Genomic DNA, 15,968 nt, shown 5'->3' with positions numbered 1-15,968 from the left:
GTCCGCTCTCTCTTGCACGCGCCTGTGGCCAAAATTCCGACACCCGCCAACTATTGCGCCTGCCTCGGCCGCGATAGCAAACCGCCCGGCGCACCTTCGATCAATGGAAGTTCCGCGATTTGATCTTCAGCGTGTCGATGTGCCGATCGGGCTCATAGATATCTCGCGGCGATGCCAAGGGCTCTGGTCGATCCCGCGAATCCGGTGAACCGCTTCCGTGAACGACCCCATCACCGCGACCATGTTGCAACGGAAACGCTCCGCCGCGCTCGCCGAGACCTCCAAGATCCGACGACAGGTCGAACAGCCGCTGAGCGACCAGATGGACGACGTCCCCCTCGCGCTGGATCTTGCCATTGATAGCCAGCATCGTGGCGGACAACACGACCCGCCTCTGTTTCTCAAAGAGGCTCGGCCAAATGACGGCGTTGACGATGCCGGTCTCATCCTCCAGCGTCATGAACATCACGCCCTTGGCCGATCCAGGCCTTTGGCGTACGAGGACCAGTCCCGCCGTCATCAGCCAGCGCCCGTCGCGTTCGGCCGTCGCCTCGGCACAGGTGACAATGCTCCGTTTCCTGAGATCCTCACGAAGGAAGGACACGGGATGCTGTCGCAGGGTCAGACCCGTGTGACTGTAGTCTTCCACGACCTCCATGCCCTGCGTCATCGATTTCAGCGTGACTTCGGGTTCCTGCATTTCCGCAATCGCTTTTTCTTCCCGCTCCGCCGCCGCGGCCCATAGTTCGAGCGGTTCGTCGCGCAACGCCTTGATCGCCCAGAGCGCCTCACGCCGTTCAAGGCCCATCGACGGGAGGAAAGCGTCCGCTTCGGCAAGCTTGACCAGAGAGGCCGTGGGCACGCCTGATCGCCGCCATATGTCGTCGGCCGAGACGAAAAACTGTCCGGCGCGGGACGCGACGATCCTCGCGGCGTCTGCCGTCGCCAAACCCCGCACCATCCGCAATCCAAGTCGAACCGCGCGATGACGCGAACCCGCCCCGTCTTCCAGGGTGCAATCCCAGCGGGACCGATTTACGCAAACGGGCCGGATCTCGATCCCGTGAGCCCTGGCGTCGGCAACGATCTGGGCCGGAGCATAAAAACCCATCGGCTGGGAGTTCAGGAGAGCCGCGCAAAAGGCGTCCGGATGGTGGCGTTTCACCCAACTTGAGGCGTAGGCAATCAGTGCAAAGGACGCCGCATGGCTCTCGGGAAAGCCATAACTGCCGAAACCTTCGAGCTGACTGAAGGTCTTTTCGGCGAACTCCGGCGAATAGCCGTTTTTCACCATGCCGGACACCAGCTTGTCCTTGAACTTCGAAACCCCTCCCGTGTGCTTGAAGGTCGCCATCGCGCGCCGCAGCTGGTCCGCCTCTCCCGCGGTAAAGCCGGCGCAGACCATTGCGACCTTCATCGCGCTCTCCTGAAAAAGCGGCACGCCAAGCGTCTTGCTCAGCACCGCCTCCAGTTCCGGTGTGGGGTATTCGACCTTCTCCCGGCCCTCCCGCCGCCTGAGATACGGATGCACCATGTCGCCCTGGATCGGCCCGGGCCTCACGATCGCCACCTGGATCACCAGGTCGTAGAACGTCCTCGGTTTCAGTCTCGGGAGCATCGACATCTGGGCGCGCGATTCGATCTGGAACGTCCCAAGCGTGTCGGCCTTGCGGATCATCGCGTAGGTCGCCGGGTCCTCCTGCGGAATTGACGCTATGTCCTTGTTGTCTCCTTTGTGTTCGGCCATCAGCGCGAAGGCCTTGGACATGCAGGTCAGCATTCCAAGCGCCAACACGTCGACCTTCATGAAGCGCAGCGCATCGATGTCGTCCTTGTCCCATTCGACGACCTGACGGTCGTCCATCGCCGCCGGCTCGATCGGCACGAGGTCGTCCAGCCTGTCATGGGTCAGCACGAAGCCGCCAGGATGCTGCCCAAGATGCCGGGGCGCACCCATCAACTGCCGCGCAAGGTCGAGGGTCAGGCGCAGGCGGTAGTCCGAGGCGTTGAGATTGTTCTCCTTGAGATGCTTCTCGCTGACGCCGTCCGACCAGCCCCAGACGCCGGATGAAAGCTGGGCGATCATGTCCTCGGGAAGCGAAAGCGCCTTGCCGACGTCGCGCAGCGCACCCTTCGTTCGGTATCGCGTGACCGTGGAGCAGAGTGCTGCCTTGCTCCGGCCGTAGGTCTCGTAAATCCACTGGATGACCTCTTCGCGCCGCTCGTGCTCGAAGTCCACATCGATGTCCGGCGGCTCATTGCGCTCCTGGCTGACGAAGCGCTCGAACAAAAGATCGTTGGTTTCCGGATCGATTGAGGTGATGCCGAGGCAATAGCAGACGGCCGAGTTCGCCGCAGATCCCCTGCCCTGACACAGAATGCCCTTTGAACGCGCGAACCGCACGATGCTGTAGACCGTCAGGAAGTACGGCGCGTATTTCATGGTCCTGATGAGTTCGAGCTCATGCTGGACTGCCCTCCTGACCTTGTCGGGAATGCCCTCGGGATATCGTTCGGCCGCCCCTTCCCAGGCGAACTTCGTAAGGCTCTGCTGGGCGTCGAGACCCGGAACGATCGCCTCCTCGGGATACTGATATTCGAGTTCGCTCAGATCGAAACGGCAGCGGTCGGCGATCTCCCGCGTTCGGGCCAACGCCTCGGGATATTCGGCAAACAGCCGATGCATTTCCTCGGGAGCCTTGAGGAAACGGTCTGCATGCCGCTCGCGCTCGAAGCCGACATCGTCGATCGTTGTCTTGTTGCGAATGCAGGTCACGACGTCCTGTAGCTGGCGGCGGGAAGGCTCGTGAAACAGCACGTCGTTGGTGACAACTGTCCGAACTTTGAATCGGGTCGCCAAGGTCGAAATACCATGGAGGCGCAGCCTGTCGTTCGGCCGACGCCGGAGACAGAGGCTGACATAGGCACGGTCATCGAAGAGCTCGGCGAGCTTGCGCAACTGCATGCCGCAGGTCTCGTCTGCCTCGTCCGGAACGAGGACTGCAATGAGGCCATCGGCGTACTGGGCGACATCCGAGAAATCGAGAACGCAGTTTCCCTTGCCGCCCCGCGATTTTCCGAGCGACAGCAGACGGCAGAGCCGCGAGTAAGCCGGACGATCTGTCGGGTAAACGAGGATCGACATGCCGTCCGAAAGATCCAGCCGGCATCCGACAACGAGCCGCACGCCGGTTGTCTTCGCCGCCTCCCAGGCACGCACGATTCCTGCCAGAGTATTGCGATCAACGACGCCGAGCGCATCGATACCGAGGACCGCGGCTGTGGCAAAGAGTTCCTCGGCGGAACTGGCGCCTCGCAGGAAGGAGAAATGCGTCGTGACCTGGAACTCGGCGTATCTCATCCGAACACTCCATGGAGGAACCATCGATGGGAGCCGGTCTCCGCATCGACACCGTCGCCGGCCCGAAAGATCCAGTATCGTTCGCCCACCTCGTCTTCGACGACGAAGTAATCCCGAACCGCGGACATCTCCGTGGGGCGAAGCCACCATTCGCCGAAGATGCGTTCTGGACCGTCGGCGCGTTTTACGCGTCGCCGCTTGCCGCGCCAGGTGAAGACGGCAGGTGGCTGGTCGGGAAGCAAGGCGATCACCTCGATCCGCTCGGGCGTCGAAAGCAGACGTGACGGCCTGGGCCACTTCGCCGCCCAGTTCTCTCCGGTTTCATCTGCCGTCGGACTGATCTTCCTGACGGACCTTTCCGGAACGTCGGAAGCAACGGGGGCGACGCGATAGAGACGCTGGCCGCGATTGCCGAGGATATCGACCAATGGCGTCACGTCGACGACCGTCTCCTCGATCAACGAGGAGGCGATTTGCTTCTCCTCCAGCGGTTCGACCATAACGGCAACGAGCGCCATCTTCTCGATTCCGAAGCCAGGATCGATCTTCTCTATGCGGTCGCAGAGGAGTTTCGAAAGACGGGCGGGCTCGCGGACAGGCTTGGCGAGGCCCGCCCTCAGACATTGCATGATGTTGTCCACGCGATGAATGATCAGGTCGCATCGGCGCACGCCAAGCCCTCGCTCCTCCAGTCTGGCCGTCAATTGAACGACGAGGCGGCGCGTGTATTTTGCGATGGTTTCGGCCGCGCCGATCGGTTCGGAGAAATTGCGGGATACCTCGACCAGGTCCGGCGTACGGATCGGGTCAATCGGTTCGGCGATCCGGCCAAACATCTGGTCGAGGCGACGGCCGGGTTCCGGACCAAAGCGAAGCGTCAGGGGTGCGCGCGGCATTGCCGAGAGCTGGCCGACGGTATCAACACCGAGCACCCGCAGACCCTGGACCATTTCCGATGGCAGCCTGAGACAGTGGATCGGCAGTTCGGTTACTGCCTTGGCAACCGCTCCAACGGGGACGACGGTCGTTTCGTCCGAAGTCAGCCTCGCAAGCGCGTGGGCCGCACCCCAGGTATCGGCTACGGCTGCCTTCGCTGACAATCCCTTCGCCCGCAGTCTGTTCACCAGACCGCTGACGAGGAGGGCTTCGCCGCCCTGCAGATGATCCGCCCCCTCGGTGTCCATCACGAAGCCATCTGTCCCGTCCACGGCGACCACCGGTGTGTACTGCCGGAGCGCCCAAAGGGCGAGGCGCTCGAGCGCGGCGGCGTCCTCGCCAGGAGCCGCGTCAACCATGACCAGATCGGCGACCATCGCCTGAGCCTTGCTGGCGGGCATGCCGATTCTTAGACCGAGCTTTGACGCATTGCAGTCGGCGGCAGAAATCCATCGCTTGGAGCCGCTCTTCGAGATGACGACGAGCGGGCATTCAGCTGGCACGGCTTCTGCTCCATGCCGTCTGATCCGATCCGTGGCCAGACGCGGGAAGTAGACAGATACGACCCTTGGCATCGCAGGCTCCTATTTCAAACTCAGCACACTCGCCCGCCTTCACACGCATCAATTCCGCCAGCCATCGCGCCCGGCCGACACCGGCAACGGGAAGCGGTTCGGACGGCAAGACGCTCACGCGCCATCTCGTTGTTGCAGCGGTGGGCTGGCCGTAGTCCGAGGCTTCTGTCTGCCGCCGCCAGCGCCGGAGCGCTATACCCATCGTGCCGGTCTTTTCGGCTGCCAGCTGGAGACGGCGCGAGACTGTCATGGGAAGACGTACGAGCTCGCCGACCACCGCTCCAAGGCCACCGAAACCGAGGCCTTCTTCCATTGAAGCCAACACATCCTCTTCCCGGTCGGCCTCGCAGAAGATCACCCGGTCGGCATGCAGCCCCGCCTGAGATATGGCCGGAAAAAACAGGTCGGGCCTTGTCAGGCACCACAGGATTTTACCCTTTGTGCGGGCGGCGATTCCCGCCGCAAACAGCGCTGCGGCCGCTCCATCGACAGTCCCTGTCCCGCCGCCGGCGACCTCATGCAATGCTCCGTATGAAAGGCCACCGCCCGGAAGGTGTCCATCGATTTCGGCCACCCCGAACGGCAGGACGACCTTGCGGCGGCTAGCCGTTCCTTCGAGATGCTGAATACGGCCTCGAAGCTCGGAGAGGGTAAGGTTCGCGCGCGGCTGCGCCATCTGTGGCCTTCGTCAAAAGCAGGTTTCCATCCCGTTTAAAAGCGAGAATGTTCCTCTTTTGTTCCTATGCGAAAAGCGAGTCAATCGGCATGTTTCGGATGGCATCTCAGCTCAAGCGTCCTCCACAGCATGAAAACTCGTGATCCATTAGAGAAATCAATGCGGTACAGGGAGCCTGTCCACAGCGGTCGAAAATGTCATCGATGAGAAAAGATTCCTGCGGCGGCGCAACTTTGAGTGAGCGGTCACGGGCAAGGTGAATAAAAGCCAGACCTGTCGCCTAGCCCTAGCGTGTCGCCACCCAGTTTGGACCGAAGCCCGCCGCGGACGTCAACAATTCCAGGCCGACGACCATTAATTCTTCATCGACGCCTGCGCGAGTGCATCGTGCTCTACGAACTCGACGACTGGCCGCTGGCTGAACCAAGAGCTCTCTGCGGATAATGCGTATAGGGTGGCGAAGGAGCATTTCGCACTGAACCTTGAAGCCCGCAGGGTCGGCACGCGCGGAAGCCAGTACCGTCTTAATTCGCCGCTTCGGTAAAGATAGGAATGCGAAGTAGCTCACCGGATAAGCATGCCTAACCGAGGCCTCACTGACGTCATATGCCTTGGCAGCGGCGCGGATGCCGCCATCCTGTCTCGCAGCGGCAGCAACAGCGGTTGGGACGCTCGAAGCCAGTATCTACTGGCTACTAAAAGAACGAGCAGGATCTGCAATCACGTTAAGCCGACATCCGCCTAGCCATCAGATAAGCGGTTTCCTATCAGAACCGAACTCGACCGTCTTGAGAACGGGATGGAATATTCTATCAACCCTGCCAAGGATCGACTATGACCACGCCAGTGCCCTCGAAGTCCCTGACATTGCGCGTCACGACGGTCATGCCGTGAACCAGAGCGGTCGCGGCAATGAGCGCATCGGCCTCGTTGCGCCTGTCAGGAATATGCAAATGCGCGCAGCGTGTCGCGATCGCGTCATCTATCGGCAGGATACGGCCTGCGAATTCCGGGCGCACATGATTGTCGAGCCATGAACGCAAGCGAGCGCCCTGCGCCGCGTCCCGGCGCTGCACACCGAGTATACCCCGTTCAAGTTCAAGGATGGTGATCGCCGAAATGTAAAAACTGACTGCATCTTCCGCGTCGATCCACGCCACCACATTGGCATCGGCCTTACCGTCACCAATCTTGCGCAGTTCGGAGACGACATTGGTATCGAGCAGATAGATCAAGATAGATCGACCCCGCGCGGCGTAATCTCAACGCGAGGCGGATCAAATTCGATTCCCGAAAGGCCCGGCATTGCGAGAGCATCGACGAGGCTGCGGTGCTTGCCGGTCAGGCGCTCGAACTCGTCATAGGTCATCAGCACATGGGAAGGCTTTCCCCGATCCGTGATGATAACCGGGCCCTTTATGGCAGCCTTCTTGGCTTTGCTGACGTCGTGGTTCAACTCGCGGCTGGAAAGGGTTGTGATGTTCATGGCACGCTCCCATGTAGGTATTTACCTACATATAGCAATTGAGGATGGAAAGACAAGTCTGGACCGTTCAAGGTGGACGTCCCAGGCCGTGCGTTAGGTTGAACCCGACGCCGAATAGTGCCGGGACTGTCGACCTAGATCTGTTTTGACGATGCGACCGCATCTATCGATTTGTTGCGACCGGTCGCAGAGTTTTTCATCTCGACGTCCGCAGTAATCGCGGCGGTCGGGAGATTGTACGAAGATGGCGTGACTTTGCCCGCAGTCGTGGCACTCCGGCATCTGAGGTCAAGATTATGGAAGCAGTTTTCGAACGCGGCGATATCGGCGCATGAGCCTACGCCGACGATGTGATGGTAGAACCGGCGCGATATCTTGTGACATTTGCCACCTAGTTCCGTATTGTTCTGATGTCGTGGAGAGCTTCTTGACTTCGTTGCGAGGCTCGGCCTTGCGGCGTGCACGCTTTCTTCATAAGGCAAGGGCGATCACGATGAGACAACTCAGTGAAGAGGGTCGAAGGACCCTGGAGGGGATTGCACAGCGGTACGGGGTCAGCCTTGGCGCGGTCGAGCACCTTCTGATGGCGATTATCGCCGGGCAGGCGACACAGGCTCAGTTCAACCATCCTGATCTCGGTGGCATGGGGCAATGGTCACAGGGCGGCATGATCATGGTCGGCGACATGTTCAACCATGCTCTGAAGGCGAACGTGGCCGGGATTTGTTCCGAGCTTGCGGCCCTGGTGCGCAGCACGGATTTGCTGGACCCGCAGAGGTCGCACCAGTCCCAATACCAAGATCAGGGCGGCGGCGTCAGTCTGTTCGTGCCTGGGGCGTTGTCGGCCGGCAACTGGTGGCCCGAGGAGCTCGGGCATCCTGCCTCGACCGGGGCGCAGAATGACCTGCGCTATGCCTTTTTCCCAACAACCCGACGACTGGCGATCGATGTCGGCGGCCGGGTTACGGTCTATGACACGAAGGACCATCGCATTGGCGGTTTCTCGCAACAGCAAACCAGCGACCAGTCGCTGGCCTTTACGTCTCAGCATGGGCTCGTGAAAATCTCGGAACTGGATGTGGTCCGTCAGGACGGCAAGGAACCGGCGGGCACGTCGGCTACCGGACCATCTGCCGCGACCATTGCGCCATCGATATTCGCATCGTCCGCGCCGGAATCCACCGAGCCACAACAAGCGGCGCGTCCAGCGCCGGAGGCGCGTCGGTCCGATGAGGACATCTTCGACAAGATCGAACGCCTCGCGGCTCTTCATGCAAAAGGTATTCTCACAGATCAGGAGTTCGAAGCGAAGAAATCAGAGTTGCTCAGCCGACTATAGCATCCGACGAACAGCGGCTTGCCGGACGCAGACCAGTTGATGGCTTTCCATCGAGCCCGGATAATCACCGTGCGGGCCGCCTGCAAACGTTCGTCGCGGATCTTTACCCATCGATCGGATTGTGGTGGCTTTGGCGTCTCAGAAACACCTACGGTGCCGCGTGCCAAGGTTTGATCTCATCTGCGAGATCATCAAGAATGAAATCGCCTTCGCTGGTGGAAAGCGTCAGGACGGCGTGTCCTTCACCTCAGGAAATGCAGCATGTCAGCCTCTGGCTCTTTATTCTGCCATGTCCCGCGCAAGGCGCAAAGATTAGGAATGTCGCTCGACATGTTCATGAAAGCACTCACTGCCGACCCTCACCGGTGAAATAAGTTCAAATCCTTTTCCGCGTTTCGGGGCCCTCAATTCGTAGTCTGAATGCCAAACTTTGCACGCAGATCTGAACCCGGAGTTTTGTAACCACATCAGGTGACGCGGACACGGCGCGATACAACATCCACTGCAAATCTTTCTGGCTACGCGTGCGTCGTAATCAGCGTCACTGACGGAAAATATGTGCGGTAGCGGCCAAGGTTGCGGGTGAGCAACGGAAGCTGACTAACCGCTGCATGGGCACCTATGAGAAAGTCCGGCAATACGCCAGTTTTTGATCCTCCGGCGCGGCGATACTGCGTAAATATCTTGCCGGCAAGGAAAAGGGCGGCTCGCGGCATTGCAGTCATTTCAAGCCCAGCCTCATCGAGGAATGCCTCGAGTTCTTCGATACGATCGTATCGCACCGCGAGCTCGGCGTATACGGTATCGTTAATCAGTAAAGGCCCATCGAGGCTCGCCGCTTCAAGTTGCGCAATCGACCAATCCGCCCACTCCGGATCATCGGTGACAACGTCCAGGAGGATATTGGTATCGACGAGGGTCAAGTTTCGCCACGTGTCAGTGCCATGATGGCATCGGTGCTGAGCCCTTTGCCCGCATGACCTCGCAACTTCGCAAACCGGCTCACAGGCTGCTTCTTGTCCGCCCGCACCACGACAATGCTGCCATCGGCGGCGCGGCGAAAATCAACCTTGCTCCCAGGAACGATTCCCAACAGATCGCGGACGGGCTTTGGAATGGTCACCTGCCCCTTTGCTGTCACTGTCGTCGTCATTTGCGCCCCTCGGTAATACCTGATGTTCAGAAGGTATTACTTTGCGAGCGTGGAGTCAACGAAATTGGATGCGGTTCCCTGCTTTGGAAAAAATTCAACCGTCCGGAACACTCCTCGACCGCCGACGAGGCGGCAATCACGGTAGCCGCCGCGTTCAGTCCGCAGTCACCTCCCAGTTGTCATCCGGATTGAAGGTCTTGATGCCGGCCGCCGTTTTTTCGGTTTGCCGACCGAGATCGGCCTGGTAGACCGTGCCGTTCGCGTTCACCAGGAATGTATGCACACCGGTTTCGCCGTAGCGGATCGGCCAGGCGATGAGCGCGAATCCTGCGATCATGTTGCCGTTGATGATATAATCGAACTTGCCACCGGCGATGTTCGGCCCCTGACTGTCGATGATCCTGTAACGATAGCCGTAGTAGCCCTCGCCGGCCTTCGCCTTGTCCAGGGCCGCGTTGTCTTCGAGGGCGTTGCCCGCCGGGCTGTCACCCTCGCCAAGATCGGACGACCAGTAGAGGCCATCCGTTCTACCGTCGCTGCTGATCAGTTTCTGGGCATACTCCAGCACGCCGTCCCCGTCGCGGTCTGCGGAAGAATATTCCTCTTGGGCGCCGACATAGGCGCGCATCGTGACGATGGTCTGCAGTTCGTTTTCGCCGACGCGACGATTGATGATCTCCTCGAAGCCGGCATAGGTGTCGAAGCTCCATTTGCCGTCGTCGCCCTTCACGATCGGGAACGGCAGCGGCCATAGCTTGTCGCCGACCTCGATGATCTTGCGGCCATCGACGTCCTTCAGGACGGTCTTCTTCCTGGCGCCCTCCCGGATTTGTGCATAGGTCTCCATCACCCCTTCGCCCGCCTTCGCTTTCGTTGCATCGATACCCAGCAGCATGGCGAACTTGTCGAAGTCATCTGCCGCCAGGGCAGCCTTGAAGGCGTCGACGGCCTGTTCCGGCGTCTGGAATACGGGCGGATCGCTCTGCGAGGCGAAGCCCGAGATGACGGTCGCGTCGGATGGTTCTGCTGCAGATGTTGAAGCCGGATAGATGGCGAGAGCCGAAACAGCGGCGAACACCGAACCCAGAAGGATGTTTCTCACTGACTTGGTCATGACTGTCCTCTTCTTCCGGTTACCGACGGCGTCCGCCGCCTCGGCGGATTTCTCCACGACCGCCACCGCGACTGCCTCCGGCCATGGCCTGTCTGCCGCGGTTGGACTGCATCTGGGAGCGCCTGCCACTGTCGACCTGACCGAGCGCGGATGGCTTTCTTGGCCGGCTGTCGATGCGGGCCGCAGGCTTGGGCTTTGCAACCGGACGTTTGGCGTTGACTGTGGGCTTGACGTTGGCGGCAGCCCTCTTCGCCCGTGCTTCGGGCCGGCGGTTCTGCGCGGCAGGCGCCGCCTTCCTGCCCGCGGGCGCCGCTGCGATGTTCCCTGCTTTGTTGCGGGCCGCACCTATCCTCTCCGCATCGATCTTGCTCTTGCGGACGTCATTGACACTGACTTTGCCTGCCTCATTGCGGATCGTGCCGGCACGATCGCTCACTCTTGCGCCGACCCTGTTGTTGGCGTTCGCTTCGATATTGGTCCTGAAGGCGCTGCGGTCCATCTTGTCGAACTGGGCGGCGTCGAACCTGATCTTGCTCCTGTCGACGTTTTTCCAGTCGACGTCGTTGATATTCACCTTGCCGTTGATGTTGTTGAAGCAATTGTTGCAGTCGATATCGACGTCGCCGTTCCAGCGCCCGCCCCATACGCCCCAACGGTTCCAGTCGATGGCGGCAGCCCAGACCGCCCCCGTCACCACCCCCGCAAAAAAGGTCGCGGTCGGATAGTAGTAGTTCGGATACGGGTCGGAATAGTAGCCGATGGGCGCGACACGTAGCCTGGTTCATACAACATCTCCGGAGCGTACTGTGGAACGTAGACCTTTTCCGGACTGGCGGAGACGATCACGACGTTGTCGTTTTCCTGGGTGACCTTGATCTTGTCGTCGGTCTTGATGATGCCGTCGGCGACTGCCTTGTCGCGCAGTTGCTGTATGGCGATCAGAACGTCCTTCTGCTGGTAGGAGAGCGCCTCTCCAAGTGACTGCGTCCAGTCCAGATCTTCGCTCATCATCGCCACGATCTGAGGATAGTTCAGCAAGGACACGATGCTGCCGCCCCACGTCGTCTTCGGCTTGAGCTTGGGCTGCTTCTTGATGGCTTCGAGAAACCGGGCGGCTTCCACGATCTGCAGCGGATAAAGCGAGGCCGATGTGACGAGCGCGACCAGCTCGTCCGGATAGAGCGCGATCCGCGACACCAGGATTTCCAACTCGTCTTCGCTCAGGGGCGCCGGAGCGTCGTCTTCTGCGGCGACTGGATTGGATGCGGCCGGCTCCTGAGCGGTTGCGGTCAGGAGCGGATGTGGAGAAAAGGGGATTCCTGCGAAAGGCAGAAACAGGCCCGTGGCGAGTAATAATGCGCGAGATCTAGCCATCTCAATCCTCCTTGTGCTCAGACATGATTGCAGGCTGTCGATGACTATCTCTTCGCTCGCGCCGCAACCTCCTCCGAGCAGGAAGAAGTGATAGTCATCGGCCAAGCATCGTTGGCTCTAAGTTCTACAGCAAAGACTGCTCCAGGCGTAGTCGCAGGAGTGATCTGGGATGTATGTTACAGTAACACACTTACGGAAGCAGGGTTGAGCGCGCAGACTGGGGCCAACCGCGTGAAGGATCTCTCTTTTTGCGATTTGGGAAGAATAGATGGCGCCGCCATACTTCCTTTCGTTCGGTCAAGCCGCCTGATCACGAAGTCATGGTGATGGAATACCGCCTTTTTTGAACGCGATACGCCACGCCAATATCAGTGACCGCGAGGGCGCGTAATGAATGCCGAAACCCAGCGCCTCAAGGAGGCGCGAGACGGAAAAGCCGAGTGGAAGAAATGGGGTCCCTATCTGGCTGAGCGGCAGTGGGGAACCGTTCGCGAGGACTACAGCGAGGGCGGCCGCGCATGGGACTACTTCACCCATGACCAGGCTCGGTCGCGCGCCTATCGCTGGGGCGAAGACGGTCTGGCGGGCATCAGCGACAGCAAACAGCGGCTGTGCTTCGCGCTGGCTCTGTGGAACGGCCGTGACCCCATCCTGAAGGAGCGGCTGTTCGGCCTCACCAACAGCGAGGGCAATCACGGCGAGGATGTGAAGGAGTACTACTTCTACCTGGATTCGACGCCGACCCACTCGTACATGAAGTATCTCTACAAGTATCCTCAAGCCGCCTACCCCTACGACGACCTGGTGAAGACAAACGGCCGGCGCGGGAGAGACGACCTCGAATACGAACTGATCGACACCGGCGTGTTCGACGCTGATCGCTACTTCGACGTCTTTGTCGAATATGCCAAAGCGGCGCCCGAGGACATCCTCGTCGAGATCACGGTGGCCAATCGCGGCCCGGAAGCGGCCACGCTGCACGTGCTGCCGACGTTATGGTTCAGGAATAGATGGTCTTGGGGCGAAGAGCGCCGAAAACCAATCCTGGAACGGGTGGAGCGAAAGGACGCCTCGAGCGCGATCGCGGCCAAGGTCGAACCTCGACAGGTGGAAGGGGAAGCGGTTGGAGTTCGGCCGCCGGAAGCGGACGCCACACGATATCTATATTGCGATGGCTCGCCAGCGCTGCTGTTCACGGAGAACGAGACAAACAAGGAGCGTCTATTCGGCGTTCCAAGCGCCACCCCGTTCGTCAAGGACGGGATCGACAGCTTCGTCGTGCATGGCCGTACCGACGCCGTGAACCCGCAACAGATCGGAACCAAGGCCGGGGCGCATTACGTCGTCACCGTGGACGCCGGGCAGTCGCAGCGCTGCGGCTGCGGCTCAGCGACGTGCCGCCGCCTGCGAGATCCAAGAATGTCCGAGAAATGTTCGGTCATTCGTTCGACGACGCCATGCAGGCGCGTCGGCGGGAAGCCGACGAGTTCTACGCCGCGATCACGCCGCCATCGATGACCAAAGACGCGGCCAACGTCATGCGCCAGGCTCTGGCAGGCATGATGTGGGGCAAGCAGTTCTACCTCTACGACGTGAACCGATGGCTGGACGAACATGGCACGGATCCCTTCGATCCGAAGCGGCGGACCGGACAGCGTAACGACGGCTGGCACCATATGTACAATGCCGACATCACCTCCATGCCCGACAAGTGGGAGTATCCCTGGTACGCGGCCTGGGACCTGGCATTCCAGGTGATCGCCCTGACGATGGTCGATCCCGACTTCGGCAAGGATCAGATCGATCTGATGCTGCGCGAAGCCTACATGCATCCGAACGGGCAGATTCCTGCGTACAAGTGGAACTTCGGCGACGTCAACCCGCCCGTCCACGCATGGGCGACCATCTTCACCTACCGTCTGGAGGAGGCAAGGTCAGGCAAAGGCGACGTCGCCTGGCTTCAGAGGTCCTTCCAGAAACTGCTTCTAAACTTCACCTGGTGGGTCAATCGCAAGGACCGGTCGTCGGATCGACGATCTATGTCGACGGCGGGATGACGTTGTATCCCGGTTTCGAAACCGGCGGGTAGACACGTTAGATGCTACCGTCCGAGGGGATGGTTCCGCCCGGAGGCCGGGTGTTTTCTCAATAGCTGTATCGGGCCACGATGCAGCGGGACCAGCGAGCGACCGGGAAAGGCTTGGAGAGAGCCTTGATTTCGTTGTGACGAGCGTTGCACATGCAGAACGCCTGCTTTGTGATCGGCTCGCAAGGAGTGTGCGGCAATGTTAGTACAAATTCTCATGGCGACTGTCATGGTGCTCGCCACGATCATCATTCACGGCGGAGCAGTCATGCTGCTATTTCGTATGGGACGGAGGGCCATTACCCATACGCACAAACTGCCGGCATACGTCCGCTTGACCATCAGTTCGTTTTTTGTCGTCGGTTTCATCATGGCTCATATGATCGAGATCATGCTGTGGGCGACGGCTTACCGGTTGGCAGGCGAATTGCAGGATTTCGAGCAAGCCACCTATTTCTCTGCGATTACCTACGCAACGATCGGCTATGGCGATATCACGTTGTCAAGGGAATGGCGCCTTGCCAGCGCTATCGAGGGCGTAAACGGGATCCTGCTGTTTGGATGGACGACGGCGTTTCTGTTCAAGGTCTCAGAATTGCTGTGGTTCTCCAAGGGCGCGCAACATCAAGACACCGCTCAACCTTGACGCACATTGCCCCCGATCCATGGCTCCGTATGCAAAGGCAAACTGATATAACTATGCGCGGCTGTCCATATTCGAGAAGGCTTCGACTTTTGAACCAGATTGATGGAGGCACTTATGCAAGAAACGCGCAGTGATAGCGGTCAGCGCCAGCGCATCATCGAGACAGCTCTGGCATTGTTGCTTGTGTCAGTTTTAATAGCCGCGACTTTCTGGGTGTTGCTTCCTTTTGTCGGCGTCCTGACCTATGCGGTGATCCTTGCGACAGCCACAGCGGGGCTGTTCGATCGAATGGTTGCCCTGCTGAACGGCAGGCGTCGCCTGGCGGCGGTGATGTTCGGCGCAGTCGCCGCGACCATCACCATCCTGCCGTTGATCTATCTCTGTTCCTCCGTTGCCGACCATCTGGGTGTCGCCGAAGCGTGGTTGAGCGCGGCCAGCAGTCACGGAATTCCCAACCTGCCCGAATGGATTGCCGGCCTGCCGCTGCTCGGAAAGAAGGTGGCGGCGGCATGGCAGGAATTGCAGAGGGATGGTCTGGTCTTGCTGCAACGGTACCAGTCCCAGCTCGCCGCTGCGGGACGCTGGCTCCTCAATCTCGGCGCGGGTCTCCTGGTCGCTGTCCTCGAAATTTTCCTGGGCGTCATAGTGGCCGCCATGTTTCATGCCTCGCGCATCCCGTTGCTGCGCTACGTTTCCGCCATTATCGAACACATAGTCGGCCCGAAAGGAACCGAACTGCTAGGTGCCGCCGGGAAGGCCATAAGGGGCGTTGCTATCGGCGTGATTGGCACGGCGCTGATCGAGGGTACTGGCCTGGATCGGCTTCACAATCGCCGGCGTTCCGGGTGCAATTGCCTTGGCCGCAGTAACGTTCTTCCTGGCCGTTATTCAACTGGGACCGCTTCTGGTTTGGCTTCCGGTGGCGATCTGGCTGGCCTCCGAAGGGCAGACGGGCTGGGCGATCTTCATCGCCGTCTGGGGCGTTGTTGCGCTGATTGGAACAGACAATATCGTCAAGCCTATGCTGATCGCACGCAGTGGCCAGTTACCGCTGCTGGTGCTGTTCATCGGCGTGATCGGCGGGTTGGCGGCCTGGGGTTTCACAGGCATGTTCATCGGCGCAACGACGCTCGCCATCCTTTGGACCGTGCTGCAGGTTTGGCTAGGCACGCGTGAAGATGGGATCGCAGACGCGTGAATCTCCAACGCTTGCTTGTCGAAA

The 15,968-nt window shown here is 60.0% G+C and carries 12 protein-coding genes and 3 pseudogenes; 4 read left to right on the top strand and 11 right to left on the bottom strand.

Annotated elements, in window-relative coordinates; genetic code table 11:
* Positions 1-100: 100 nt before the first annotated feature.
* From ISN39_RS24085 to ISN39_RS24065, 5 genes are all read right to left on the bottom strand, one after another.
* Entirely contained in the window at positions 101-3,361 is a 3,261-nt protein-coding gene (locus ISN39_RS24085; protein ID WP_194730746.1) for an error-prone DNA polymerase, read from the bottom strand.
* A complete protein-coding gene (locus ISN39_RS24080) occupies positions 3,358-4,872 on the bottom strand; it encodes a DNA polymerase Y family protein (RefSeq protein ID WP_194730745.1) in 1,515 nt (504 codons plus the stop codon). The genes ISN39_RS24085 and ISN39_RS24080 overlap by 4 nt, the downstream gene beginning before the upstream one ends.
* Positions 4,790-5,548, bottom strand: coding sequence for an ImuA family protein (locus ISN39_RS24075; protein WP_194730744.1), 759 nt, complete (start codon positions 5,546-5,548; stop codon positions 4,790-4,792). Before ISN39_RS24075 ends, ISN39_RS24080 begins: the two co-directional genes overlap by 83 nt.
* A gap of 812 nt (positions 5,549-6,360) precedes the next feature.
* On the bottom strand, positions 6,361-6,783 hold the full coding sequence (locus ISN39_RS24070) for a type II toxin-antitoxin system VapC family toxin (RefSeq protein ID WP_194730743.1): 423 nt from the start codon (positions 6,781-6,783) through the stop codon (positions 6,361-6,363).
* The gene (locus ISN39_RS24065; protein WP_194730742.1) at positions 6,780-7,034 is read right to left on the bottom strand and encodes a type II toxin-antitoxin system Phd/YefM family antitoxin; all 255 of its coding nucleotides are present in this window, start codon (positions 7,032-7,034) and stop codon (positions 6,780-6,782) included. Before ISN39_RS24065 ends, ISN39_RS24070 begins: the two co-directional genes overlap by 4 nt.
* A gap of 493 nt (positions 7,035-7,527) precedes the next feature.
* Here ISN39_RS24065 and ISN39_RS24060 point away from each other — a divergent pair, with 493 nt between their 5' ends.
* The gene (locus ISN39_RS24060) at positions 7,528-8,373 is read left to right on the top strand and encodes an SHOCT domain-containing protein (protein ID WP_194730741.1); all 846 of its coding nucleotides are present in this window, start codon (positions 7,528-7,530) and stop codon (positions 8,371-8,373) included.
* Between the two features lie 151 nt (positions 8,374-8,524).
* On the opposite strand, the pseudogene ISN39_RS24055 reads toward ISN39_RS24060, so the two are convergent.
* The 5 genes and pseudogenes from ISN39_RS24055 to ISN39_RS24035 all read right to left on the bottom strand — a co-directional run.
* Positions 8,525-8,620 (bottom strand): annotated as a pseudogene (locus ISN39_RS24055) (transglutaminase-like cysteine peptidase); the annotation flags it as partial.
* Positions 8,621-8,891: 271 nt separating this feature from the next.
* Positions 8,892-9,296, bottom strand: a complete 405-nt coding sequence (locus tag ISN39_RS24050; RefSeq protein ID WP_194730740.1) for a type II toxin-antitoxin system VapC family toxin — start codon at positions 9,294-9,296, stop codon at positions 8,892-8,894.
* Positions 9,293-9,526 (bottom strand): AbrB/MazE/SpoVT family DNA-binding domain-containing protein, encoded by a 234-nt coding sequence (locus tag ISN39_RS24045; protein ID WP_194730739.1) that lies wholly within the window; start codon positions 9,524-9,526, stop codon positions 9,293-9,295. Before ISN39_RS24045 ends, ISN39_RS24050 begins: the two co-directional genes overlap by 4 nt.
* 154 nt (positions 9,527-9,680) lie before the next feature.
* The gene (locus ISN39_RS24040) at positions 9,681-10,640 is read right to left on the bottom strand and encodes a DUF2950 domain-containing protein (RefSeq protein ID WP_194730738.1); all 960 of its coding nucleotides are present in this window, start codon (positions 10,638-10,640) and stop codon (positions 9,681-9,683) included.
* 19 nt (positions 10,641-10,659) lie between these two features.
* Positions 10,660-12,014: pseudogene (locus ISN39_RS24035) on the bottom strand (DUF3300 domain-containing protein).
* Between the two features lie 390 nt (positions 12,015-12,404).
* Between ISN39_RS24035 and ISN39_RS24030 the strand changes: the two are divergent.
* Positions 12,405-14,035 (top strand): annotated as a pseudogene (locus tag ISN39_RS24030) (glucosidase); the annotation flags it as partial.
* Between the two features lie 294 nt (positions 14,036-14,329).
* Positions 14,330-14,746: a potassium channel family protein gene (locus ISN39_RS24025; protein WP_246763411.1), complete on the top strand. Its 417-nt coding sequence runs from the start codon at positions 14,330-14,332 to the stop codon at positions 14,744-14,746.
* Between the two features lie 192 nt (positions 14,747-14,938).
* On the opposite strand, the gene ISN39_RS36700 is transcribed toward ISN39_RS24025, so the two are convergent.
* On the bottom strand, positions 14,939-15,409 hold the full coding sequence (locus ISN39_RS36700; protein WP_246763410.1) for a hypothetical protein: 471 nt from the start codon (positions 15,407-15,409) through the stop codon (positions 14,939-14,941).
* A 193-nt stretch (positions 15,410-15,602) separates the two neighbouring features.
* Here ISN39_RS36700 and ISN39_RS36695 point away from each other — a divergent pair, with 193 nt between their 5' ends.
* Positions 15,603-15,944 (top strand): AI-2E family transporter, encoded by a 342-nt coding sequence (locus ISN39_RS36695; protein WP_246763409.1) that lies wholly within the window; start codon positions 15,603-15,605, stop codon positions 15,942-15,944.
* The last annotated feature ends 24 nt before the right edge of the window (positions 15,945-15,968 follow it).

Origin of the sequence: Rhizobium sp. 007, from assembly GCF_015353075.1 — a bacterium.
Taxonomy (GTDB): Bacteria; Pseudomonadota; Alphaproteobacteria; order Rhizobiales; family Rhizobiaceae; genus Rhizobium.
Note: the sequence above shows the minus strand (reverse complement) of the source record. Positions and strands in the feature narration are given on the sequence as shown.

Excerpts from the sequence above, each read along its gene's own strand:
- ISN39_RS24040 (WP_194730738.1), bottom strand. The coding sequence starts at position 10,640 with ATGACCAAGTCAGTGAGAAACATCCTTCTGGGTTCGGTGTTCGCCGCT.
- ISN39_RS24025 (WP_246763411.1), top strand. The coding sequence starts at position 14,330 with ATGGTGCTCGCCACGATCATCATTCACGGCGGAGCAGTCATGCTGCTA.
- ISN39_RS24085 (WP_194730746.1), bottom strand. The coding sequence starts at position 3,361 with ATGAGATACGCCGAGTTCCAGGTCACGACGCATTTCTCCTTCCTGCGA.
- ISN39_RS24075 (WP_194730744.1), bottom strand. The coding sequence starts at position 5,548 with ATGGCGCAGCCGCGCGCGAACCTTACCCTCTCCGAGCTTCGAGGCCGT.
- ISN39_RS24065 (WP_194730742.1), bottom strand. The coding sequence starts at position 7,034 with ATGAACATCACAACCCTTTCCAGCCGCGAGTTGAACCACGACGTCAGC.
- ISN39_RS24060 (WP_194730741.1), top strand. The coding sequence starts at position 7,528 with ATGAGACAACTCAGTGAAGAGGGTCGAAGGACCCTGGAGGGGATTGCA.
- ISN39_RS36700 (WP_246763410.1), bottom strand. The coding sequence starts at position 15,409 with ATGAAACATGGCGGCCACTATGACGCCCAGGAAAATTTCGAGGACAGC.
- ISN39_RS24080 (WP_194730745.1), bottom strand. The coding sequence starts at position 4,872 with ATGCCAAGGGTCGTATCTGTCTACTTCCCGCGTCTGGCCACGGATCGG.
- ISN39_RS24045 (WP_194730739.1), bottom strand. The coding sequence starts at position 9,526 with ATGACGACGACAGTGACAGCAAAGGGGCAGGTGACCATTCCAAAGCCC.